Here is a 22746-nt window from a genome sequence, read left to right on the forward strand (position 1 = left end):
CTGGAGACCTTGGATGATGCTACGCCAACGCCCACTACGCCCCACGCCTGGGTTTACCCTCGTTGAGTTGCTGGTGGTTATTGCCATCATCGGAATTTTGGTAGCCCTGCTTTTACCGGCAGTGCAAGCCGCCCGAGAAGCCGCTCGCCGGACCCAGTGTGTGAACAACCTCAAACAACTGGGGCTCGCGTTGCACAACCACCTGACAGCGCACGAGACGTTTCCCACCGGTGGCCATAAGTGTGAGATCAGGGGGTTTTTCGATTCCGTGATCCCCTATGTCGAAGACGAAGTGCTATTCGACCAGCTTGTAAAGACCGGTAATCGCTGGGCCGGCTATGGCACTCCTGGCACGCAGAATGCCGCCTTGCTGCAAGCGTGGTCGCCCAACTACCTCTGGTGCCCTTCAAGTAGTTTGCCAAAACGCATTATCTTGGACGAAGACAACTTGAACCCATTGTACGAAGGGCACGTCTTGCCGATGTACGTAGCCATATCGGGCGCCACCGATAACAACCCGAACAGTGCCGAATTCCGGGCGGTGGTTCCGGTGCAGCGAGGGCTGCTGTCGCGCAACGGGTTGTTCTACGCCGATAGCATGATGAAGCCCAAGCGAATTACCGACGGACTGTCCAACACCATGGCCATGGGAGAACAGTCGGCTTGGGGTTTTGAGCAGAACAATCCAGAGAAGCAACGAGACATTCGTAGCAGCGCCACAGGTGGCGTGTTCGCCAGCTCCTGCGATGGGCAAATGTCCGGCCATGGGGTGGATCCCGTGCCGCTGGACGACGTGCGGGGGACCGACGTGTTCCTGTACAACATGACAACCTTGCGGTACCCCATCAATAACACCGACTGGCTAAGCGTTCGACAAGCTGGCAAATCCCACTTTGGTGAGTTCAACAAGAGCATCAACTCGGACCATCCGGGCGGCGTAAATGTACTCATCGCGGATGGCAGTGTCCGTTTCCTCAATGAGGATACGACCATAGACACGCTTCGACGCTTGGGTTGCCGTTTCGACGGCTTGGTCATTAACGAGTAGGGCCCTATGTTCTGTTACTGGTCATCCGCCATGCCCGAGCGATCCGGAGTACTCTCCCGCGTAGCCGCCATGGTCGCTATCGTGGCTGTTACAGCAGCAGCTGTTGGTTGCAACCAGAGCGGTGCACCCACTGGTTCTGTGCATGGTCGGATCAACTTCAACGACGAATCCATCGGCGAAGCCCAAGTCATGTTCGAGAACGGCGACATCGGAAGCGTGGCCGCGGTTCCCCTCAGCGCGGACGGTTCCTACAAGATCGAGGAACTTAGAACGGGCGAGTACGTGGTAACAGTGATTCCTCCGAATACTCACGTGAGCCAAGAGATTGGCGACTTCGACGGGTCGGAGACGGTGCGCCAAAATCGATTCACCGCACCCAAGAAATTTCCTGCCAAGTTCAGTAGTGGTCAGACCAGTCCACTGCGGCATACGATTGTTGAGGGCGATAGCGAGTTCAGCGTCAACCTTGCCGACCAATAAAATTAGCGCCCATTGAATCGCCAAGTAAGGATACCGCAGACCATGTACCACTCCAGTCGTCGCGACTTCCTGCGATACTCCGCGGCCGGCGTTTCGTCGCTGGCGATAGGGGCGAGCCCTCTATTGGGCAACGAAGTCCCATCTGACCTCCCTCCGGTCAGGCGCATTACCACGGGCCCAAAACACCATTGGTTCGGCTACTACGACAAGTGGCAGTTTAGCGAAGACAATCGCTTCGTATTAAGCAATCAAGTCGACTTCGAGCATCGCTCGCCCACGGGCGATGATGCGATCAAGGTCGGTATGGTCGATACCGATAATGGCGACAAGTGGATTGAACTCGGCGAAACAAATGCGTGGGGGTGGCAACAAGGGTGCATGTTGCAATGGGTGCCGAACCGCCCGCACGAAGTGATCTGGAACGACCGTGAAGGCGACCGATTCGTGTCGCACATTCTGAATGTCGAGACCAATGAGAAGCGAACGCTACCTTACCCCATCTACAATGTCAGCCCCGATGGCAAGTACGCGGTCACAACGGACTTCGCGCGCCTGAACGACCGACGTCCCGGTTACGGCTACGCCGGCTTGCCAGACAAGAACAAGGCGGTCGGCGCTCCCGAAGATACCGGCCTATGGATCGTCGACCTGGACACCGGTGAGCGCAAGCTGATCATGAGCCTGGCTCAGGCAGTCGAGGTTCCCTTTGAAGGTTCGGAGCGGCTTGGGTTCACCGACGATTCGCTACATTGGTTCAACCATCTGCTGTTCAACACCGATGGTACTCGCATCTGGTTCTTGCAGCGATGGACGATTGGCCGCGGATGGGCGACCCGGGCGTTCACCATCAATCCCGATGGCACCGATCCCTACGTGCTTGATCCGTATGGTCAAACGTCGCACTTCATTTGGCGCGACCCCGAACATGTGATGGCATGGGCGTGGCATCCTTCCAGTGGTCATAAATTTTACCTCTACAAAGACCACACCAACGAAGTGCATCCTGTTGGGCGGGAAGTAATGACCCACAACGGGCACAACACCTACCTGCCGATGTCGGATAACGAGTGGGTGCTGAACGATACCTATCCCGACTCCAGTCGCCTTCAGCATCCGTATCTGTATCACATCCCCACCAACCGCAAAGTACCACTCGGCCACTTCCTCAGCCCTTCTGAATACAAGGGCGAGTGGCGATGCGACACCCACCCCCGGGCCAGTCGCGATGGTCGAACCGTGTGCATCGATTCGCCACACGAGATGGGCCGACAGCTCTACTTGATCGACGTTGGCGAAATCGTTGGCTGACGATCCAGCCATGCACGCCGGCGCGACCGCCGCCTTCCCAGCTTGTTTGCCATGCAGCTTCCCCCAACTGCGATTGCTATGCGCCGCCAACCGTTGCACCGCTTCGTCACGATGTCCGCAATAGCCATGATGGCAATGTGTGGTAGTGTCCGCGCCGAGAGCGGCATCGACTTCAATCGCGACGTCCGCCCAATCCTCTCGACCAACTGTTTCCATTGTCACGGCCCTGACGCCGAGTCGCGCGAGGCCGATTTGCGCCTTGATCTAGAGAAGCATGCAAAGTCGATCGAGTCAGACGCGCCGGCCATTGTCGCGGGAAAGCCTGAGGAAAGTGGACTGATCCAGCGCATCGAATCCACCGAACAATGGGAGCGGATGCCGCCGGTCGACAGTGGAAAGCAACTGACAGCCGACGAGATTGCGATCCTGCGGAAGTGGGTGGCTGCGGGCGGTGAGTACTCTGACGCTTGGGCGTACGTGGAGCCCAAAGATGCTGGCCGATCGATGCCACAAGATGACCAGTGGAAAGAACATTGGATCGACGCGTACGTTTACGACGCCATGCAGGCGAAAGGGTTGTCACCCTCGAGGGACGCTGATCGAGTGACACTCATCCGCCGCGTGAGCTTCGATCTGACCGGTCTGCCGCCTACTCCCGCCGAAGTGCAGGCGTTTGTGAATGACGATTCGCCCGATGCCTACGAGTCGCTTGTTGACCGACTGCTGGAGTCGCCGCGGTTTGGAGAGCGGATGGCCGTGTTCTGGCTCGACTTGGTTCGCTATGCGGACACGGTGGGCTATCACGGAGACCAAAACCACCATGCGAGCCCCTATCGCGATTGGGTGATTAACGCGCTGAACGACAACATGCGGTTCGACGATTTCACGGTGGCGCAACTGGCGGGCGACTTCCTGCCCGGCGACGACCAGCAGAATCTGATCGCGTCGGGCTACAACCGCATCTTGCAGACGAATCACGAAGGAGGAGTGCAGGTCAAGGAGTACACGGCTGTTTACGCCGCGGACCGCGTGCGCAATCTCTCGTCGGTGTGGATGGCGTCGACCATGGGTTGCTGCCAATGTCACGATCACAAGTACGACCCCCTCGCGACCAAAGAGTTCTACGCGCTGGCCGCGTTCTTCGCCGATATCGACGACACGCACCACCTGAGATACATCGTCAACCGCGAGTTCACCCTGCGCCGCCCGGAGATCACCGTGCTTAGCCAGGAGGAGCAGGCAGCCATCGATCGCTTGGAGGCCGAAGCGGAGCAACTCCGTCAGGCTGCGACGAATCAAGTGACCACCGTTAGCGTAGAAACGCCCGAACAGCGACTCGAGGAGATCAAGGCCGAGATCGACGAGATCAAGAAGTCGGCTCGGCGGATGATGATCACGAAACATATCGAGCCTCGTGTCACACGCGTCCTTCCGCGGGGCAATTGGATGGATGAGTCGGGCGAGGTTGTCGAACCGCAGGTGCCCGCAGCGTTCGGCGAGATAGCAGTGGAAGGTCGGGCAACGCGACTCGATCTGGCAAAGTGGCTCTGCGATGCTGAGCAGGGTGCGGGAGCACTGACAGCGCGGGTGATGGTCAATCGCTTCTGGGCCCTGGCTTTCGGCAAAGGTCTCGCGGCGAATCTCGAAGATTTCGGCGCCCAAGGCGAATCGCCATCCCATCCTGAGCTACTCGACGCACTTGCCATTGAGTTCGTCGAGAGCGGCTGGGACATCAAGCACATGATGAAAACGATCGTTCTCAGCCGCACCTACCGCCAAGCTTCGGCGATCGACGAGCAGGCGTTGCAAACAGATCCTTACAATCGATGGTTGGCGCGTCAGGCGCGGTTCCGCCTGCCCGCAGAGATGATACGCGACAACGCCCTCACAATCTCCGGACTGATCGTCCACGATCTTGGCGGTGCAAGCATCAAGCCTTATCAGCCCGAAGGCCATTACCGGCATTTGAACTTCCCCAAGCGGAAGTACCACCCCCATTTAGATAATCGTCAGTGGCGGCGGGGTGTTTACATGCACTGGCAACGGCAGTTCCTCCATCCGATGTTGTCCGCGTTCGACGCTCCCAACCGCGAGCAGTGCACGGCGCAACGTCCTCGATCGAATACACCGCTCGCCTCACTGACCCTGATGAACGATCCGACGTTTGTCGAAGCGGCACGCGGGCTCGCGACTCGTACTCTATTGATGCCGCTCGCGAGTGATTCGGAACGTGTGGATGCCGCTTTCGAGTTGGCGACGTCGCGCAGTCCGGACGACGGCGAGCAAGCCACATTGCTCAGTTGCCTGGATGAGTACCGCCAAAACTACTCCGACCATCGCGACGAGGCCGAACAGCTGCTAGCGGTTGGGATTGCCCCTGTTGAAGGATCGCTGGATCGAACGGAACTCGCCGCCTGGACGGCACTTTGTCGAGTCTTGCTGAACTTGAGTGAAACGAATGCACGCAACTGATCAAAGTGATGTTCGCCGCGCCGAGGCAAACTTAGCCAGTCGCCGATCGTTTCTAAGGCAGTCGGGCGTTAGTCTTGGGATGGGAGCTTTGGGTTCGCTTTTGTCGGGCGAAGCTCGTGGCGCGAGCACGACTCGCTCTACGACCGACTCGCTCGCCAACTTGCCGCATCACCGCCCGCGCATCAAACGAGTCATCTTTCTGTGTATGGCCGGCGGCCCATCACAATTGGAGACCTTTGACTACAAGCCAGAACTGGTGCGCCGCGACCGTGAGTCGATGCCTGCATCGCTCACTGCGGGTCAGCCCATCGCACAACTGCAGTCGAAGGAGTTGCGAATCCTGGCGCCGCGGGCGAAGTTCGCGCCGTGTGGTCAAAGTGGGCAGTTGATTAGCGATTTGTTGCCTTGGCACCGCAAGATGGCCGACGACATTTGCATCGTCAACTCCATGGTCACCGAGCAAATCAACCACGATCCCGCCAACACGTTTCTTAACACCGGAACGATTACTCCGAACCGACCGAGCATGGGATCGTGGATCACCTACGGCTTGGGGAGCGAAACGCAGGATCTGCCGGCTTTTGTGGTGCTCACCAGTCAGGGCGGACGTAACCCGCAACCCATTGCTTCGCGTCAATGGTCGAGCGGCATCTTGCCTAGTCGCTACCAAGGAGTGCAATTCAACTCGGCGGGCACTCCCGTGCACTACGTCCAGAACCCGCCCGGCGTGAGCGACCGCGTGCAGCGACGACTGGTGGAGACTGTCGCCGATTTCGACCAGCGCCTATTGAGCGAAGTGGGCGATCCAGAGATCGCCACCCGAGTGGCCGCCTACGAGATGGCGTTTCGCATGCAAACCGCGGTGCCGGAGTTGATGGACGTTTCGGATGAACCGCAGCACGTCTTCGATAACTATCAAGCGACACCGGGCGATGGTTCCTTTGCCTCCAACTGCATCATGGCTCGCCGGCTTGCTGAAAGAGGAGTCAGGTTCATTCAGTTGTACCACCGAGGCTGGGACCACCATGATCACCTCGACAAGTACATGAAGCAGTGCTGTGAACTGACCGATCGACCAACCTTCGCGTTGATCAACGACCTCAAGGAACGAGGCATGCTGGACGACACGCTGGTTATCTGGGGCGGCGAGTTTGGTCGCACGCCGATGTCCCAAGGAACCGACCTTTCAAAGATCGGTCGCGACCACCACATCAAAGGATTTTCGATGTGGCTCGCGGGAGGCGGCATTCGGGGAGGAGTCAACTATGGCCAAACCGACGACTTCGGCTACAACGCGACGGAGAACCCAGTCCACATCCGCGATCTGCACGCCACGATGCTTCACATGTTGGGGATCGACTATCAGCGATTCAGCGTTCGGTCCCAGGGACTCGACGTGCGACTCACTGGAGTTGAAGAACCCCAGGTGCTGACGCAACTGCTGACCTAGAGTTGTCCGAGGTGGGTCTGAAATCACCTTGGGCACTGACGCACGACCAACTTATTGCCTGGTAGTGGCGGCTCGCTGAGACTCTTGCGTTTCGATGTTCACCGACAAAATGCCCACGCTAGTGTCGCGGCGGTGGGGGGTCATGAAGATTCGCACGCGGCGGGTCACCAGGGGCTTCGCTGGGTGGACCGTGTTATAGGTGTCTGCAAGCGAGCTGTACTCGTCGGTGTTGTAGATCGCGACACGTTGCCAGCGACTGCCTTGCGGAACCGCGAGATACCAGTCGCCGGGGAGTTGGACGCCGCCGCCATCGTCATAAAAGTACACGCCCAGGCTGCCGATGGTTCGTTCGTCGCCCAGGTCGATCTCCACCCATTGCGTTTCGCCTTTTTGCGGCCAACTAGTCCAGCGGCGAATCGACTCGTCGGCCGACGACTTGGGGGTGTGCTTCATCCGCACCGCTTCGACCGTATCCATGTCGAACGTGTGCGAAGCCGTGGCGCCGGCGAACTTCAGGTTCTCAGGCGCGGTGGCGTCGATCTCGGCGAGGTCCTTGGTGGTCGGAATCCAAGTGATCATCGACCCGCGATCACGATTTGACCAGGCGAAGTAGGGGATGAGCGTGAGCGTTGCGTCTTGCACTCCGTCGCTACGCTTCTCTTTGACCGGCAAGGCGATCTCCGTCAGCCCGGTCAGCGGCATCTGATTGATGGTTCCCACCTTCGCCTTGCGGAGCTGCGCGGGCGTTGGCGCTTCGTCGAAGAACAATCGCTGCACCGCGCCGCCGTTGTCGATCTCTTCAGCCGAGTAGACGAGCGGGCCCCGCGTAATCGCGATGCGGTCGCGGTTGGCTTTGACATCCGGGATGCAGCGATTGGCGTGTACCGGCATCGGTAGCGTCAATTGAACCTTGTCGCCTGGACTCCAAGTGCGTTTGACGACCGCGAATCCGCGATCCATCTCGGCCTCGACCGGTTGGCCGTTCACTTCAAGCTGCCAAGCGCCCGACGAAGTTTGGTAGTGGTACAACTCGCCCGGCACGAACTTCTCGCCGGCCCAAGTGGGAATACGCAGAGCCAACTCGAACTCCGTCGGTTCTTCGGGCGTTATCTTCAATTCGATATTGCCATCGTAGGGATAGCCCGTCTGCTGGGTGAGGCGAATCTTGCGTTCGCCAAGTGCCAGTTCGCCCTGGTTGCTGCCGTACAACAGGCAGTAGACGCGGTGGTGGTTGTCGGTGGCGTAGGTGTAGCCCGCGACTTGTGGAATGAGCCGTGCGAGGTTCGATGGACAGCAAGCGGTGCCGAACCATCCGGAGCGCGGCGCGTGACCCGCTTCGGCCTCCAGAGGATTCGGGTAGAAGAAGCTTGTGCCGTCGACGCCGATGCCGGCCAGGCAGTTGTTGTACAGGGCGACCTCGGCCACATCGACGTATTGCGCGTCGCCATGCTTGAGGAACATTCGCAGGTTGAACAGCACGTTGCCCACTGCCGCGCAGGTTTCGAGATAGGTTTCCTTGTTAGGCAGTTCGTACTCGGGCCCGAAGCCTTCGATGTGCGGCACCGCGCCCAGTCCGCCGGACAGGTGCATCTTGGTGTCGACGATGCTGTGCCAGATGCTGTCGAGCGCCGGGCCGTAGTCGTCGGTGCCCATCAGGCTGTCGACTTCGGCCATGGCTGCGTACAGATAGCAGGCTCGAACCGCGTGGCCCACCGCTTCGGTCTGCTGGGCAACCGGCATGTGCTGCTGGGCGTACTGCGGCGAGTTGGTCCCCTCGCCATCGGGCACGAACGTCTCGCCGCGGATGTCGAGGAACCGCTTGGCCATCTCCAGGTACTGGTGCTTGCCGGTGTAAAGGTATAGCTTGACCAGCCCGAGCTCGATTTCTTCATGGCCCGGCGCTTGGTTTACCGGCTTGCCGTCGTTGTAGTTGGGGTCGCCCTCGAAGAACACGCGCTCGACGTGCTGGGCGTTCTTCTCAGCGACGTCCAGCAGCGTGGTCTTGCCCGTGGCTTGGGCGTAGGCCACGGACGCCTCGTACAGGTGGCCCATGTTGTACAGCTCGTGGCTGTGGATCACGTAGCTGTAAGGGCGGTGGCCCATCTCGCGCTCGTTGATCGACTTGGTAATGTGCGCCACGTACAAATAGCCATCGTCCTGCTGCGCCCGCGAGATAATGTCGATGATGCGGTCCATCATCGCCTCGACGCCGGGATTGGGCTCCGCCTGGATCATCAGCGCGGCGCCTTCCATCACCTTGTACAGGTCGGAGGTGCGGAATCGATGGGGAGGCGGAGCAGGTCCCTGGCCGCCGTGTTCCAGATAGTTTGCGCAGAGCCGCAGGCTTTCCAGCGCGCCCTCGGTATTCTTGAAAGCGTGTGGCAACGTGCGACTGACCAATTGGCGCGTCCGCGGCGCCCAGATCTGATCCATCATGTCGACCTGATGAAACGGCACCATGCGAATCGCTTGCTCAGCGGGGACGCGATCTGTCTCGCCGCGCGCAGACGTGGAGCAAAGTAGCGCGAGGACGATGGCCGCTAAACATCTAGCCATCGGATTGGGATTGGAGTCCGCCATGAAAGTCGTGAGGTGATGAATCAGATGTTGAAATAGGTTAGCTGTACTACCAGCTATCCAGCGAGCAGGGCGAAATTCGACAAAAAACGCCTGATTCTGCGGGATTACTTGTGCGGAGAGCTGCAGCAGAATGGCGAGAGCGACCCCGCCGACGTGCGGGTGGCCATTATAACAGCGAACCCCCCATGTGGGTGTGACGATTTACCGCGCCGTCACAATCCGATGAAGGTAGTTATGTTAGTGGGCTATTACCGAGCTTTTTCGCACAGCCCCCGCTTGGCCAAACAGGCTGGATCGGGTTAACTGTGTGCAGTTTTTCATGTTGCGCCACGTCACAGCAGCAGAGTGGAGCACTTCTGCGGCCCGCTGGCGGGGTTAGTCCGGGAATTTCTCTGCGCTGGAAGCAGGTCTGTGGATCGATTCTATTTTCCTAGTTGGGTTAACCGCCTCGTTGTGCTGCTGGGCCTGGGCGCCGGAGCTGGCGCGACTTATTTGGCGGTGGCCTACACCTACGGTACGTTGCCCTCGACGCTCAACGTCGGCTATTCGCCCGAGCAGCCGGTGCCGTTTAGTCATCAGCTCCACGCTGGCGAGTTGAAGATGGACTGCCGCTATTGTCATACGACAGTCGAGAAGTCGAGCTTCGCGGCCGTGCCGCCGACGGCCACCTGTATCAACTGCCACAGCGGAGCAGGTCCCAATGGCACCACGGAGTACACCGCGGTCCACGCGACGAGCCTCAAGCTGCTACCGATTCGCGAAAGCGCTCGCACCGGCAAGCCGGTCGATTGGCAGAAGATTCATGACCTGGCCGACTACGTCTACTTCAATCACGCGGCGCACGTGAACCGTGGTGTGAGTTGCGTCGAGTGCCACGGCCGTGTCGATCGCATGGAGCGGGTGTGGCAGGACAAGACGCTATCGATGGCGTTTTGCCTCGACTGCCATCGCGACCCCGTGCCGCGACTCCGGCCGCCTAACGAGATCACCAACCTGGCGTGGACCGATCAGCCGGATCCTAGCGACCCCGAGAGCATGAAAAAGCACGCCGAGGAGATGCAGAAATACTACGGCGAGATCCACGCCAGCACGAACTGCTCCACGTGTCACCGCTAAACGCAGAGGTTTTTACGCCAAGTGGCAAGCGGACGCTCGCCACGAAGTGGAAGAAGACAGACCTTAACGACTATGACCGAAACGAAGATTCCCAAATACTGGCGCAGCTTGGAGCAGCTGGAGAACTCTGAGGAGTTCCAGGAGTTCATGCATCGCGAGTTCCCGGTGGCGGCCTCCGAGTTCCCGGCCGGCGTCTCGCGGCGTCGGTGGTTGCAATTGATGGGCGCGTCGTTCGCGCTGGCCAGTGTGGCGGGCTGCCGTTGGCAGACTCAGAAGATCGCGCCGTTGGCCGAACGCCCCGAAGAGTACATCCCCGGCAACACGCAGAAGTACGCCACCACGATCGAATTGGCTGGCGCGCCGCGACACTTGCTGGTCACGTGCTACGATGGCCGGCCGATCAAGGTCGAAGGCAATCCCGAGCACCCCGGAAGCCTCGGCGCGACGGATGGATTCTCGCAGGCCACTACGCTGTCGCTGTACGATCCCGACCGTTCCAGCACGGTCCGCCAGCGATTGGCTTCTGATGAACTGGCCAAGAACTGGGAAGACTTCGAAGCCTACCTCGAAAAGCAACTGACCAAAGCCCGCTCCGTCGAAGGCGCCGGCCTGGCCGTGTTGATGGAGCCATCGAGTTCGCTATCGTTGGCCGCCACGGTGAAGAAGTTGGCCGATGCTTTGCCGAAGGCCAAGCTGTACGAGTACGCTCCGCTCAACCGCACCACCGAAATGGCTGGCGCCGAGCAGGCGTTAGGCTCGAAGGTGCGAACGCATTACAAGCTGGCCGACGCCAAGGTGATTGCGGCGATCGACTCCGACATCCTCTGCGGCCACCCCAACTCGACTCGCTACGCCCGCGATTGGGCCGCCACCCGCGAGTTGGGCGACGACCCGGCGCATCCCACCATGGGCCGTACTTATGCGGTGGAGAGCCAGTTCAGCGTGGTCGGCGCGGCGGCCGATCATCGCGCGGCGATCAAGAGCAGCGACATCGGTGCGGCGCTCGCCCAGGTGCGCGACATGGTTCGCCAGCGACTGGATGGCAACCCGCCCGAAGATCTCGAGGTGTTCGCCAAGCGGAAGGAGTACCGCGAGAAGGTCGAAGAGGCAGAACACCCCAAAGTGGCGCTCCGAGAAGAAGCCGAGAACCGCCCGCCGGTCACCGCCGAGCAGGTGCTCTGGGCGCTGGCCGACGACCTGGCGGCCAACCAGGGCGAGAGCGTCGTGGTTGTTGGCCCCCGCCAGCCAGCCGAAGTGCACGCCTTGGCCTATGAGTTGAACTCGATGCTGGGCAACCTTGGCAAGACGGTCGTGTTCACCGACGAGCCCGAGCAAACGGTCGAGCGCGGCACCATCAGCGACCTTTCCGCGGCGATCGACGCTGGCGAGGTCGAGACGCTGGTGATTATCGGCGGCAACCCCGCGTACGACGCGCCGGCCGACCTCGGCCTGGCCGACAAGATCGACAAGAAGGTCACCGAGACCATTCGGTTGGGCTACTACGAAGACGAGACTTCGGAGAAGTGCCAGTGGCACGTGCCGATGTGTCACCCCTTCGAGACCTGGGGCGACTCGGTCAGCTTCGAAGGCCTGCCGAGCGTGGCGCAGCCGTTGATCGAGCCGATTTACGAATCGCTCTCGCCGCTGCAGATGATCGGCAAGCTGGCCGGCATTGCTACTGGTCAGCCGCAGGTGCTGGTGCGCGAGGCGATGTCGTCGATTGCTGCCTCGGAGCTCTCGGACGACGCCTGGAACAAGTTGCTGCACGACGGATTTGTCGATAGCAGCGTGCTCACCGTGGCCAATCCCAAGGTGGTCGACGGGCTCGACATCAAGCCGGCTAAGAGCGATGCCGAGCAGTTGGAAGTGGTCTTCACCGGTTCGACCAGCGTGTACGACGGCCGCTTTGCCAATAACGGTTGGCTACAAGAAACGCCCGATTTCATCACCAAGGTCACTTGGGACAACGTGGCGATCCTCAGCCCGAACACGGCTCAGATTCTGAAAGTCAAGCAGGGCGATGTGATCTCGCTCACGATCGGCGAGGAAACACTCGAACTGCCAGTGTACATGTTGCCGGGCCAGGCCAACGGTTCGATTGGCATCCAGCTGGGCTACGGGCGCACTGGCGCTGGTTCAGTCGGTGGTTTGAGTATCGCACGATTCCGCCGCTGGTGGAGTCCGATGGGCGAAGCGGAGAGCATCGTCGTTGGCACCGATGTCTACCCAGCTCGCAAATCGGACGCGATGAACTTCGTGAGTCTGCCCCGCGAGAAGGCCAAACCCACCGGCAAGACGTACGAGCTGGCCACCACGCAGGATCACTTTGCCATCGACACGGTGGGCCTGGAGTTGACCGCCGGCCGCATTGGCGATCTGGTCCGCGAGACGTCGGTCAAGGGCTACGAGGAAATGCCCGACTTCGCCGAGCATGTGGTCCACGAGATCCAGACCGATCCGCTGTTCCCCGACCGCACCTGGGGCCGCCCGGCAAACGAAGGCGAGATCATCGAGCCGATCGATCCCGTAAAGTCGCCGCACGCGTGGGGCATGTCGATCGACCTCAACAAGTGCATCGGCTGCAACGCTTGTTTGCTCGCGTGCCAGAGCGAGAACAACGTGCCGGTGGTGGGCAAGGAGCAAGTGGCTGTGGGACGCGAGATGCACTGGATTCGCATCGATCGCTACTTCCACGGTATGCCTCAGGATTTCAACAACGAAGATCCCGAGAGTCCCAGTGTGGCCACGCAGATGGTCACGTGCCAGCAGTGCGAGAGCGCCCCGTGCGAGGAGGTTTGCCCGGTAGCAGCGACCACGCATTCGGACGAGGGCCTCAACGACATGGTCTACAACCGCTGCGTGGGCACGCGGTACTGCGCGAACAACTGCCCGTACAAAGTGCGGCGGTTCAACTACTTCCACATGACCGGTTACATGGAGAAGCCGGAGAACCAGCTGATCCAGTTGGCCAACAACCCGCAAGTAACCGTTCGCAGCCGTGGCGTGATGGAGAAGTGCACCTTCTGCACGCAGCGAATCGCCAAGGCCCGCACCGATGTTCGCATCACCGGCGAGCCAATCGCCGATGGCGACGTCCAGACCGCTTGCCAGCAGGCGTGTGCGACGCGGGCGATTGAGTTTGGCGACCTTCGCGACCCGAAGAGTCGCGTGAGCCTGAACCACCAGAACCCCCGCGCCTACGGCATGCTGGCGGAGCTCGACGTGCGGCCGCGCAATAAGTACCTGGCCAAGATCACCAACCCGCACCCGCTGCTGGCCGAGCCGGTGGTGTTGCCCGAGGTGCATCACGGCGAGCATGGAGAGCACGCCGAAGGCGACGATCATCACCCAGGCGATGATCACGACACGCACGAGCACAACGAAGGCGACGGCCACACGCACGACAACGATGGCACCGAGACCGCCCGCCGCGACCCGTGGGTATTGCCCATTATTGGGTAAGCACAAATTAACCGCACGAACAGATAACCAACACCAAGCAACAATAAAAATCACATGGCATCGGGTGATTTAGTAGTGAACGGCGGACCGGTACCGGTTGCCGACCAGCGCGATCCGCGGTGGGTGAATCCTCCGCTGGTGGAGAAAGATCAGACCTACGAGTCGATCTCCGACTCGATCTGCGCCATCAACGAACTGGAGGTCCAAAAGACCCCAGCCGGTTGGCTGTTTGCCTTTGCCATCAGCGCCGCACTGGCAGGACTGCTGGCGGCGTTGATCGGCTATCTGATCTTCACCGGTGTCGGCGTGTGGGGAAACACGAGCCCCATCTTCTGGGCCTTCCCAATCGTGAACTTCGTGTTCTGGGTTGGTATTGGTCACGCGGGTACGCTGATTTCCGCCATTCTGTTTATCTTCCGCCAGGACTGGCGAACTAGTATCAACCGCTTTGCCGAGGCGATGACCATCTTCGCGGTCGTCTGCGCCGGCACGTTCCCTGGCATTCACATCGGCCGTGTGTGGTTCGCTTACTTCCTGTTCCCGCTGCCGACGACGCACTTGTACATGTGGCCGCAGTTCCGCAGCCCGCTGTTGTGGGACGTGTTCGCGGTGGGCACCTACGCTTCGGTGTCGCTGGTGTTCTGGTACATGGGCATGATCCCCGACCTCGCCACGCTTCGCGATCGGGCGAAGGGCAAGATCCGCCAGATCGCTTACGGCATCGCTTGCCTGGGCTGGACCGGCAGCGCTTCACAGTGGCGGGTGTACGAAAAGGCCTACGTGCTGCTCTCCGCCCTGGCCGCCCCGCTGGTGCTCTCGGTGCATACGATCGTTAGTTTCGACTTTGCCGTGAGCCAACTACCCGGTTGGCACACCACGATCTTCCCGCCGTACTTCGTGGCGGGTGCGGTGTTCAGTGGTTTTGCGATGGTCATCACGCTCATTGTGCCGTGCCGCAAGTGGTACCGGCTCGAGCACGTGGTAACCATGCAGCACCTGGAAAACATCTGCAAGATTCTGCTGGCCACCGGCACGATGGTCGGCCTGGCGTACACCACCGAGTTTTTCCTCGCCTGGTACGGTGCGGTGCCGCTGGAGCAGGCCGCGTTCTGGAACCGCATGTTCGGTCTGCAATGGCCGGCCTACTGGATCATGTTTACGTGCAACGCGTTCATTCCACAGATCTTCTGGTGGAAGAAGGCGCGGACCACACCGTGGATCATGTTCATCGTGTCGATCTTCGTGAACATCGGTATGTGGTTCGAACGTTACGTGATCGTGGTCACCACGCTCGAGCGTCCGCAATTGCCGAGCAGTTGGAATGGGTTCAGCCCCACGTGGGTCGACTTCGGCATGTTGATTGGCAGCTTCGGCTTGTTCTTCACGCTGTTCCTGCTATTCCTGCGGTTCTTGCCGATCGTGGCCATCGCCGAAGTGAAGGGCGTGTTGGCTCACGAGAAGTCCCATCACCCCGACCTGGTCGAGGGCGACTACCACTAGTCCTGGTACTGCGAAAACACTAGTTGGTTGCGAAGCAAGTAATCACGAAGTTCAGATAAACATGTCACACGAACCCAAACCCGAACCGAAGCCGTACGAGCCCCAAGTGATTGGTGTGCTTGCCGAGTTCGACGGTCCGGACGAACTGATCGACGGCGCGCGAGCCATTCGCGAGAAGGGCTACCGGCGGGTCGAAGCCTTCTCGCCGTTCCCGATTCACGGCATCGACGACGCACTGGCCGCTCCCAAGCCAATCCTGCCGTGGGTGGTGCTCGGCGCGGGCCTCACCGGCTGCCTGGTGGCCGTGTTGATGCAGTGGTACATGAACGCGTTCGAAGCGCCCATTCCGTTCAGTGGCTACGACTACAACATCAGCGGCAAGCCGGCCTGGAGTTTGCCGGCCAACATTCCGGTGACGTTCGAGTTGATCATCCTGTTCAGCGCGTTTACCGCCTTCTTGGGCATGATCGCGTTCAACAAGTTGCCGAAGTTTTCCAATCCGCTGTTCCGCAACGAGCGATTCCTCAAGGCGACCGACAACAAGTTCTTCTTGTTGGTCGAAGCCGACGATCCGCAGTTCGCCACCGAGACGATCACCGGCGCGTTCCAGTCGATCGGCGCTCAGCACGTCGAGCCACTGTACGATCAGCCAAACGAGCCGCTGCCGGGTGTATTCCTGTTGGTGGGCGGTGTGCTGGCCGTGGCGGCGCTGGTGCCGTTGGGACTGATCGCCATGAGTCGCGACACCACGAGCCAGACGCCACGACTGTCGATCTGGTGGGACATGGACTACCAGCCCAAGTACAAGGCCCAGACAACCATCGAAACGGGCATCTTCGCCGACGGGCGTTCAATGCGTGTGCCTGTTGAAGGCACCGTGGCCCGTGGCAGCTTGCGTGACAATCCCGCGCTGTATCTGGGTTACATCCCCAAGGGCGAAGAGACTTTCGAAACCTCGTTCCGCCTGCAAGAGGAGGGGAGCGAGGAAGAGGCCGGCGAAGCATCGCCAGACGATACCGATGAGGCGGCCTCCGAGGACGACGCGGCCGCTGCAGGTGCGGAAGAAACTCCGAGTGATGCGGCACCAGCCGCAGCCGCCGAAGCACCTCCGCAGCCCGACTGGGTGACCGAGTTTCCCAAAGAGATTCCGGTGAACATGGACACCATGAAGCGTGGACAAGAGCGGTACAAGATCTACTGCGCGGTATGCCACGGCATGGCCGGTGATGGCGATGGACTGGTGCACGAGCGAGCGGTGGAACTCGACCAGCTGGTCACGTGGAGTCCCCCTACGTCGCTGCACCAGGGTGAGTTGCCCAACTACCCGGTGGGCCGGCTGTACGACACGATTGCCAACGGCAACGCGGCTGGTTTCCTCGAGAACGGCGGCATCAAGCGGGGCCGGATGGCTGGCTACAAGGCGCAGATTCCGGTGAAGGATCGCTGGGCGATCGTGCTGTACGTCAAAGCCCTGCAAAAAACCCGCACCGCCTCGCCGGGCGATCTGACCGAACAAGAACTCGAGTCACTCAAGAACAACTAAACGCGTTCAACACACGCCCTTTGCGTCAACATGGCACACACGACTTCACTCGATACCTGGATTAACGACACCACCGAGCGGCGGCGGGCCAGTCCCGATTTGAAAACGTCGTTTGGCAAGCTGGCGCTAGTCGGCCTCCTGGTGGTGGGTGCGCTGTTCCTTTGGAGTTGGAGCCTCGCAAACTCCGAGACCACCGAGGCCCTCAAAAAGTCGGAGGCGATGCCGCGGTTCTGGCACGCCTATCTGATCGCCTGTTGCTACGTCAGCAGCATCTCGCTGGGTGCGTTGTTCTTCGTGATTGTCCAGTACCTGGCGGCCGCTCGTTGGGGCGTGGTGCTTCGCCGTTTGGCGGAGATCATCGCCATGGGCATCGGATTCTGCGGTCTGCTGTTCGCGGTGATCTGGGTGTTCTCGATCCTGGCTGGCAGCGGCGACCTCTACCCTTGGGCCGGCGATAGTGGACCGCTAGCGCTGAAGAACCTACAAGAGCCGAAGCAAATCTGGCTGAACCCGCCGTTCTTCATTGGCCGGCAGGTGTTTTACTTCGTCGTCTGGTTCGGCCTCGCGCGGATGTTCTACCGTCGTTCGGTGGCCCAGGATCGGGCGAGCGATAACGACGTCGTGGCGCCGCTCTTGTGGCACAGTGGTTGGTCGATGTTTGTGTTCGCCATGACCATCAACTTCGCCTCGATGGACTGGATGATGACGCTCAACCCCACGTGGTTCAGCACTATCTTCGGCGTGTACTACTTCGCTGGCTGTGCGGTCGCCTTCTTCGCTTTACTGGCAGTGCTGATCTCGCGGCTGCAAGCCCGCGACATTTTGACGCATACCATTACCACCGAACACCGTCATGATATTGGTAAGCTGCTGTTCGGTTTTGTGTTCTTCTGGGGCTACATCGCGTTCAGCCAGTTCCTGCTGATTTGGTACGCGTCGATTCCCGAAGAAGTGCAGTGGTATGCAGTGCGGCACATCGATCCCACCATGACCGGCATTGGTTGGGCGACGGGACTGTTGTTCCTGTTCCACTTGATCATTCCGTTCCTGGGACTGCTGTCGCGGCACGTGCGTCGCAGCAAGCCCGCGCTCACGTTCTGGGGCGTGTACATGCTGATCATGCACTGGTTCGACCTGTACTACATCATCGCCCCTGAGAAGCAACTAAACGAATGGCGATACGACCTGCCGACCATCGTCACCTACGGAGGTGTGATGCTGGGAGTTGGTTGCATGTACGTCGGCGTGCTGTTGTACATTGCCGCCGGCAACTGGCTGGTCCCGGTTCGCGACCCCCGTTTGGCCGCATCGCTGTCGTTCCAAAATCACTGATGAGGGAAGTTTAGCTTCCCTGACCCCTGACACCCAAATCCTGATCCCCTCAACACCATGTCCGAGCCAACTTCCGACGCCGCGGCCCCAGTCGATACCAAGTACGGCGACGACGTCGACAACCGGGCGATCGTCATCTGGGGCCTGGTGTGCGTGCTGATTACAGTGGCCTCGATTGCGGGGTTGCATGCGGTGTACAACACCGTGGCGGCCGAGCAGCGGGTTACCAAGGACTTCGACGTCAAGTTTGCCGCCTCCGAGAGCACCATCAGCCAGCAACTCGATGCACGCGACAAATGGGATTGGGCCGACGACCAGGGCAAGGTTGTACAAGTACCGATTGAAAAAGCCATGGAGATTACCGTTAAGGAGTACACCCAACCGTAGTCGTCGTTCGTCGGGTTGCCGACCGATGCCTACAATTTCTTGGAGTTCGATAACGCCAAGGTAGCTGGAGTTTTTCTCATGTTCCGCCTTCATTCAACTCGACTGATTCGCCCCCTGTTGGTGCTGGCGCTGGTGTCGTCAGTCACGGCGCGCTGCGAGGCGAAAATCATCACCGATGGCCCCGAGGAGATGATCGGCGTCGGCGTCGAGGAGAAGGTTGGCACGCAGATTCCGCTCGACCTGAAGTTCCGCGATCGCCACGGATTGCCGCTCACCTTGGGCAAGTTGTTCAACGGCGAGCGGCCCGTGCTGCTCACGCTGAATTACTCCAACTGCCCGATGCTTTGCGGGCAGCAGCTCAACGACCTGGTCCGCGCCCTGAGCGACGAAGAGATGAAGTGGAACGCTGGCGACCAATTCGAGATCGTGAGTGTCAGCATCGATCCCACCGAACGACCTGAGCGCGCCAAACAGACGTACAAGCGATACGCCGAGCAGTACGGACGCCCTGGTACGGCCGATGGCTGGAACTTCCTGGTCGGCGACAGCAAGAACATCGAGGCGCTCGCCGACGCGGTCGGCTTTCGCTACAAGTACGTGCCCGACACTGGCGAGTACGCTCACGCAGCGGCGCTGATCGTAGTGACGCCTGATGGAGTGGTTTCGCGTTACCTCGACGGGCTGGGCAACGATCCGCAGACGATCCGCATGAGCCTGGTCGAGGCGGGCGAGGGCAAGGTTGGCTCGGCGCTGGACCGCGTGTGGCTCACCTGCTTCGTGTACGACCACACCAAGGGCCAATACGCTCCGCAAGCCGTGGGGATCATGAAACTCGGTGGCGCGGTTACCGTGGTGATCCTCGGCCTCGCGCTGATGCCGTACTGGCTGATGCGCCGCCACCGCCAGCAACTTGTTCCCGCAGATTCCCAACCCACAGAAACCGATCCCAACCCCGAACTGGAACGCTAGTCCCCACTAATCCCTCCGACGCTGAACTGTTTGAGTCCAGCCTCGCCTAGCGAAGATTAGTGCTCCAACCTCCGAGATTACCGATGTCAGTCAGTCAGTCACCGTTACAACTGCCGCTCGCGGGCTTCTGGTTTGGCGATTCCGCCACCACCACGGCCCAGAACGTCGACCATATATTCGGCATCATCACCTGGATCTGCATCGCCTTCTTCGTGTTGATCGTCGGCGTGATGATCACGTTCATCGTGAAGTATCGCGCCCGACCTGGCCACGAAGAGCAACCGTCGCCGTCGCACAACAACTCGCTGGAAATCATCTGGTCGGTGATTCCCATTCTACTGGTGGCGCTGATCTTCTTCCTGGGCTTCAGCGGCTTCATGGAAATGCGAACGCCGCCGGCCAACTCCTACGACATCCAGGTCCTCGCGTCGAAGTGGAAGTTCCTGTTCCGCTACCCGAACGGGGTCGAAAGCGAAGTCTTGCACCTACCGCCCAACCAGCCGGTGCGATTGGTGCAGCAGTCGGCCGACGTGATTCACAGCTTGTACATCCCCGCATTCCGCACCAAGCAGGACTGCGTCCCCGGTCGCTACACGTACCAGTGGTTCGAAGCCAACAAGCCAGGGCAGTACGACGTGTTCTGTGCAGAGTATTGCGGGCTGGATCACTCGAACATGAACACTTTTGCGGTCGTGCATGAGACCGAAGCGGAGTTCAAGAAAATGCTGGATACACTCGGCACGCCGCCTTTTTGGCCCCCGGAATGGGGTGAAGAACTTTGGTCTCGCAAGGGTTGCAAGACATGCCACACGATCGATGGCTCGGCCGTCGTCGGCGGCGGGCCAAGTTGGAAGGACTTGTGGGGCAAGGAAGAGGTCCTCACCGACGGCTCGAAGGTGGTCGTCGACCACGATTACATTCTCGAGTCGATCCGCAAGCCGCAAGCAAAAGTCGTTGCTGGCTACACAGGCGTCAACATGACCGCCTATCCCGAATCGCTTGTCAGCCGGGAGGAAGTCGACGCGATCATCGCTTATATCCAGTACTTGTCGGATGCCTACGACGGTCCCACCAAGGAAGAGGCCGAAGCGGCTGCCGAGGAAGCAAAGAACAAAGCGGCCGAAGAGGCGGGCACCACCGAGGAAGGAGCGGCCGAAGACGATGCAACGGAAGCCGAACCCGCTGACGATCAACCTGCCGAAGACCAAGCTGCTGAGAATAAGCCGGCAGAAGAAGCAAGCGAGAGTTCAGAGACAACCGATGAGGAGCCAGAGGCTCCGAAAGCAGGAGAAGAAGAATGATTGCCACGCCTGCACAACTCGAGCAGGGTAGCGACTCGGCCGAACCGAACTACCTGAACGCCAGCAGTGGCTTCGCATCTTGGGCCTTTACGCTCGACCATAAGCGTATCGGCGTCATGTACCTGGTGGGCATTTGCGTGTCGCTCCTGCTGGGCGGCATCTTCGCGCTGTTGGTGCGAATGCAATTGTGGGAGCCCTCTGGTGCGTTGTTCAATGCCCAAAAGTACAACGAGCTGTTCACGCTACACGGCGCCATTATGGTGTTCCTGTTCATCATCCCTAGCGTCCCTGCGTCGTTGGGTAACTTCTTCCTGCCCATCATGCTGGGCGCGAAGGACGTGGCTTTCCCACGGATGAACCTGGCCAGTTTCTATCTGTGGGTGATTGGGGCCATCTTCTTTTTGGGTGCGATGCTCATCACAGGTCTCGATACCGGCTGGACGTTTTACACCCCGTATAGTGTCGAAACGAGCACCGCGCCGGTAATCTGCGCCACGATGGGCGTATTCATTCTTGGTTTCAGTTCGATCTTCACCGGCCTAAACTTCGTGGTCACGGTAAACACGATGCGGCCGCCAGGAATGACCTGGTTCCGCATGCCGTTGTTCCTGTGGTCGATCTACGCCACGGGTATCATTCAGTTGTTGGCCACCCCGGTGTTGGGCATTACCGTGCTGCTCTTGGCCGCTGAAGCCACACTGCACATCGGCATCTTCGATCCCAAGTACAACGGCGACCCGGTGCTGTTCCAGCACTTCTTCTGGTTCTACTCGCACCCGGCGGTGTACATCATGATTCTGCCGGCGATGGGTGTGATCAGCGAGTTGCTGCCGGTGTACTGCCGCAAGCACATCTTCGGCTACAAGTTCATCGCGCTGTCGAGCTTGGCGATTGCCATGATTGGCTTTTTGGTCTGGGGCCACCATATGTTTGTCAGCAGCGAGTCGAAGCTGGTAGCGGTGATCTTTAGCGGCTTGACGTTCGCCGTGGCGATTCCCTCCGGTATCAAAGTGTTTAACTGGCTGGCGACCATGTACAAGGGCAACTTGTACCTCACCACCAGCATGTGCTACGTGCTGAGCTTCCTGTTCCTGTTTACCATCGGCGGTCTGACCGGTTTGCATCTCGGTGCGTTGGCCACCGACATCGCCCTGCACGACACCTACTTCGTGGTAGCCCACTTCCACTACGTGATGATGGGCGGCTCGCTGATCGCGTTCATCGCTGGATTGTTCCACTGGTGGCCCAAGATGTTCGGCAAGATGTACAACGAAACCTGGGGGCGAATCTCGGCCCTGTTGGTGTTCGTAGGCTTCAACATGACGTTCTTCCCGCAGTTCCTACTTGGCTCGCTCGGCATGCCCCGGCGTTACGCTTCGTACGAGGGACACGAGGGCTTCGAAGTCAGCGAAGCCATGCTCAGCCAGTTCACCGCGTTGCACCGCGTGTCGACCACCGGGGCCATGATCCTGGGCGCCGGCCTGTTCATCGCCGCTGGAACGCTGATCGCCGCGTTGTTCACCGGGCGTCGCGCTCCGCGGAACCCGTGGGGCGGGGCCACGCTGGAGTGGACCTGCACGTCGCCGCCGATTGCCCACAATTTCCACGAGACGCCAAGCGTGGGCGACCCGTACATCTATACCAACCTGGAGTGGGATGCCGATCTGGAGGGCTACAAGCCCAAACCGGCGGCCAGCCCCGCTCCGACGCACGAACAAGAACCCGTCAGTTAAGCAATGTCCGATCACGAATGACCAATGACCACAACAGTTTGGCCTAGGTCATTGGATTTTCGATA

The 22746-nt window shown here is 59.9% G+C and carries 15 protein-coding genes; 14 read left to right on the top strand and 1 reads right to left on the bottom strand.

Translation table 11 applies throughout. From position 1 onward, the window contains the following. Positions 1-13 precede the first annotated feature (13 nt). The 5 genes from ACQK2L_RS08020 (at position 14) to ACQK2L_RS08040 (ending at position 6758) form a co-directional block, all read left to right on the top strand. Positions 14-1048, top strand: a complete 1035-nt coding sequence (locus ACQK2L_RS08020; RefSeq protein ID WP_425396421.1) for a DUF1559 domain-containing protein — start codon at positions 14-16, stop codon at positions 1046-1048. Between the two features lie 30 nt (positions 1049-1078). Beyond that, positions 1079-1528 (top strand): carboxypeptidase-like regulatory domain-containing protein, encoded by a 450-nt coding sequence (locus ACQK2L_RS08025; RefSeq protein ID WP_425396422.1) that lies wholly within the window; start codon positions 1079-1081, stop codon positions 1526-1528. A gap of 42 nt (positions 1529-1570) precedes the next feature. Then, positions 1571-2836 (top strand): twin-arginine translocation signal domain-containing protein, encoded by a 1266-nt coding sequence (locus ACQK2L_RS08030; RefSeq protein WP_425396423.1) that lies wholly within the window; start codon positions 1571-1573, stop codon positions 2834-2836. Positions 2837-2914: 78 nt separating this feature from the next. Further along, positions 2915-5308: a PSD1 and planctomycete cytochrome C domain-containing protein gene (locus ACQK2L_RS08035; protein WP_425396424.1), complete on the top strand. Its 2394-nt coding sequence runs from the start codon at positions 2915-2917 to the stop codon at positions 5306-5308. After that, positions 5295-6758: a DUF1501 domain-containing protein gene (locus ACQK2L_RS08040; protein ID WP_425396425.1), complete on the top strand. Its 1464-nt coding sequence runs from the start codon at positions 5295-5297 to the stop codon at positions 6756-6758. Before ACQK2L_RS08035 ends, ACQK2L_RS08040 begins: the two co-directional genes overlap by 14 nt. A gap of 51 nt (positions 6759-6809) precedes the next feature. On the opposite strand, the gene ACQK2L_RS08045 is transcribed toward ACQK2L_RS08040, so the two are convergent. Continuing rightward, the gene (locus ACQK2L_RS08045; protein ID WP_425396426.1) at positions 6810-9314 is read right to left on the bottom strand and encodes a glycoside hydrolase family 127 protein; all 2505 of its coding nucleotides are present in this window, start codon (positions 9312-9314) and stop codon (positions 6810-6812) included. A 435-nt stretch (positions 9315-9749) separates the two neighbouring features. Between ACQK2L_RS08045 and ACQK2L_RS08050 the strand changes: the two genes are divergently transcribed. From ACQK2L_RS08050 to ACQK2L_RS08090, 9 genes are all read left to right on the top strand, one after another. Further along, positions 9750-10454 carry a cytochrome c3 family protein gene (locus ACQK2L_RS08050; protein WP_425396427.1) on the top strand — a complete coding sequence of 235 codons (705 nt, stop codon included), beginning with the start codon at positions 9750-9752 and terminating at the stop codon, positions 10452-10454. A gap of 72 nt (positions 10455-10526) precedes the next feature. Next, the gene (locus tag ACQK2L_RS08055) at positions 10527-13916 is read left to right on the top strand and encodes a TAT-variant-translocated molybdopterin oxidoreductase (RefSeq protein ID WP_425396428.1); all 3390 of its coding nucleotides are present in this window, start codon (positions 10527-10529) and stop codon (positions 13914-13916) included. A gap of 54 nt (positions 13917-13970) precedes the next feature. Then, the gene (gene nrfD / locus ACQK2L_RS08060) at positions 13971-15416 is read left to right on the top strand and encodes an NrfD/PsrC family molybdoenzyme membrane anchor subunit (RefSeq protein ID WP_425396429.1); all 1446 of its coding nucleotides are present in this window, start codon (positions 13971-13973) and stop codon (positions 15414-15416) included. Positions 15417-15477: 61 nt separating this feature from the next. Next, entirely contained in the window at positions 15478-16959 is a 1482-nt protein-coding gene (locus ACQK2L_RS08065) for a quinol:electron acceptor oxidoreductase subunit ActD (RefSeq protein WP_425396430.1), read from the top strand. Positions 16960-16989: 30 nt separating this feature from the next. Continuing rightward, entirely contained in the window at positions 16990-18291 is a 1302-nt protein-coding gene (locus ACQK2L_RS08070; RefSeq protein WP_425396431.1) for a quinol:cytochrome C oxidoreductase, read from the top strand. A gap of 57 nt (positions 18292-18348) precedes the next feature. Further along, on the top strand, positions 18349-18678 hold the full coding sequence (locus tag ACQK2L_RS08075; RefSeq protein WP_425396432.1) for a hypothetical protein: 330 nt from the start codon (positions 18349-18351) through the stop codon (positions 18676-18678). 78 nt (positions 18679-18756) lie between these two features. Beyond that, positions 18757-19647, top strand: coding sequence for an SCO family protein (locus ACQK2L_RS08080; RefSeq protein WP_425396433.1), 891 nt, complete (start codon positions 18757-18759; stop codon positions 19645-19647). An 83-nt stretch (positions 19648-19730) separates the two neighbouring features. After that, entirely contained in the window at positions 19731-20948 is a 1218-nt protein-coding gene (gene coxB, locus ACQK2L_RS08085; RefSeq protein ID WP_425396434.1) for a cytochrome c oxidase subunit II, read from the top strand. Continuing rightward, positions 20945-22681 carry a cytochrome c oxidase subunit I gene (locus ACQK2L_RS08090; protein ID WP_425396435.1) on the top strand — a complete coding sequence of 579 codons (1737 nt, stop codon included), beginning with the start codon at positions 20945-20947 and terminating at the stop codon, positions 22679-22681. The genes coxB and ACQK2L_RS08090 overlap by 4 nt, the downstream gene beginning before the upstream one ends. Positions 22682-22746: the final 65 nt, after the last annotated feature.

This window comes from Aeoliella sp., from assembly GCF_965227375.1.
Lineage (GTDB): Bacteria > Planctomycetota > Planctomycetia > Pirellulales > Lacipirellulaceae > Aeoliella.

What these genes read in the sequence shown, in the direction of transcription:
- ACQK2L_RS08020 (WP_425396421.1), top strand. Translation starts at nt 14, where the DNA reads ATGATGCTACGCCAACGCCCACTACGCCCCACGCCTGGGTTTACCCTC.
- ACQK2L_RS08025 (WP_425396422.1), top strand. Translation starts at nt 1,079, where the DNA reads ATGCCCGAGCGATCCGGAGTACTCTCCCGCGTAGCCGCCATGGTCGCT.
- ACQK2L_RS08030 (WP_425396423.1), top strand. Translation starts at nt 1,571, where the DNA reads ATGTACCACTCCAGTCGTCGCGACTTCCTGCGATACTCCGCGGCCGGC.
- ACQK2L_RS08035 (WP_425396424.1), top strand. Translation starts at nt 2,915, where the DNA reads ATGCGCCGCCAACCGTTGCACCGCTTCGTCACGATGTCCGCAATAGCC.
- ACQK2L_RS08040 (WP_425396425.1), top strand. Translation starts at nt 5,295, where the DNA reads ATGCACGCAACTGATCAAAGTGATGTTCGCCGCGCCGAGGCAAACTTA.
- ACQK2L_RS08045 (WP_425396426.1), bottom strand. Translation starts at nt 9,314, where the DNA reads ATGGCTAGATGTTTAGCGGCCATCGTCCTCGCGCTACTTTGCTCCACG.
- ACQK2L_RS08055 (WP_425396428.1), top strand. Translation starts at nt 10,527, where the DNA reads ATGACCGAAACGAAGATTCCCAAATACTGGCGCAGCTTGGAGCAGCTG.
- nrfD (WP_425396429.1), top strand. Translation starts at nt 13,971, where the DNA reads ATGGCATCGGGTGATTTAGTAGTGAACGGCGGACCGGTACCGGTTGCC.
- ACQK2L_RS08065 (WP_425396430.1), top strand. Translation starts at nt 15,478, where the DNA reads ATGTCACACGAACCCAAACCCGAACCGAAGCCGTACGAGCCCCAAGTG.
- ACQK2L_RS08070 (WP_425396431.1), top strand. Translation starts at nt 16,990, where the DNA reads ATGGCACACACGACTTCACTCGATACCTGGATTAACGACACCACCGAG.
- ACQK2L_RS08075 (WP_425396432.1), top strand. Translation starts at nt 18,349, where the DNA reads ATGTCCGAGCCAACTTCCGACGCCGCGGCCCCAGTCGATACCAAGTAC.
- ACQK2L_RS08080 (WP_425396433.1), top strand. Translation starts at nt 18,757, where the DNA reads ATGTTCCGCCTTCATTCAACTCGACTGATTCGCCCCCTGTTGGTGCTG.
- coxB (WP_425396434.1), top strand. Translation starts at nt 19,731, where the DNA reads ATGTCAGTCAGTCAGTCACCGTTACAACTGCCGCTCGCGGGCTTCTGG.
- ACQK2L_RS08090 (WP_425396435.1), top strand. Translation starts at nt 20,945, where the DNA reads ATGATTGCCACGCCTGCACAACTCGAGCAGGGTAGCGACTCGGCCGAA.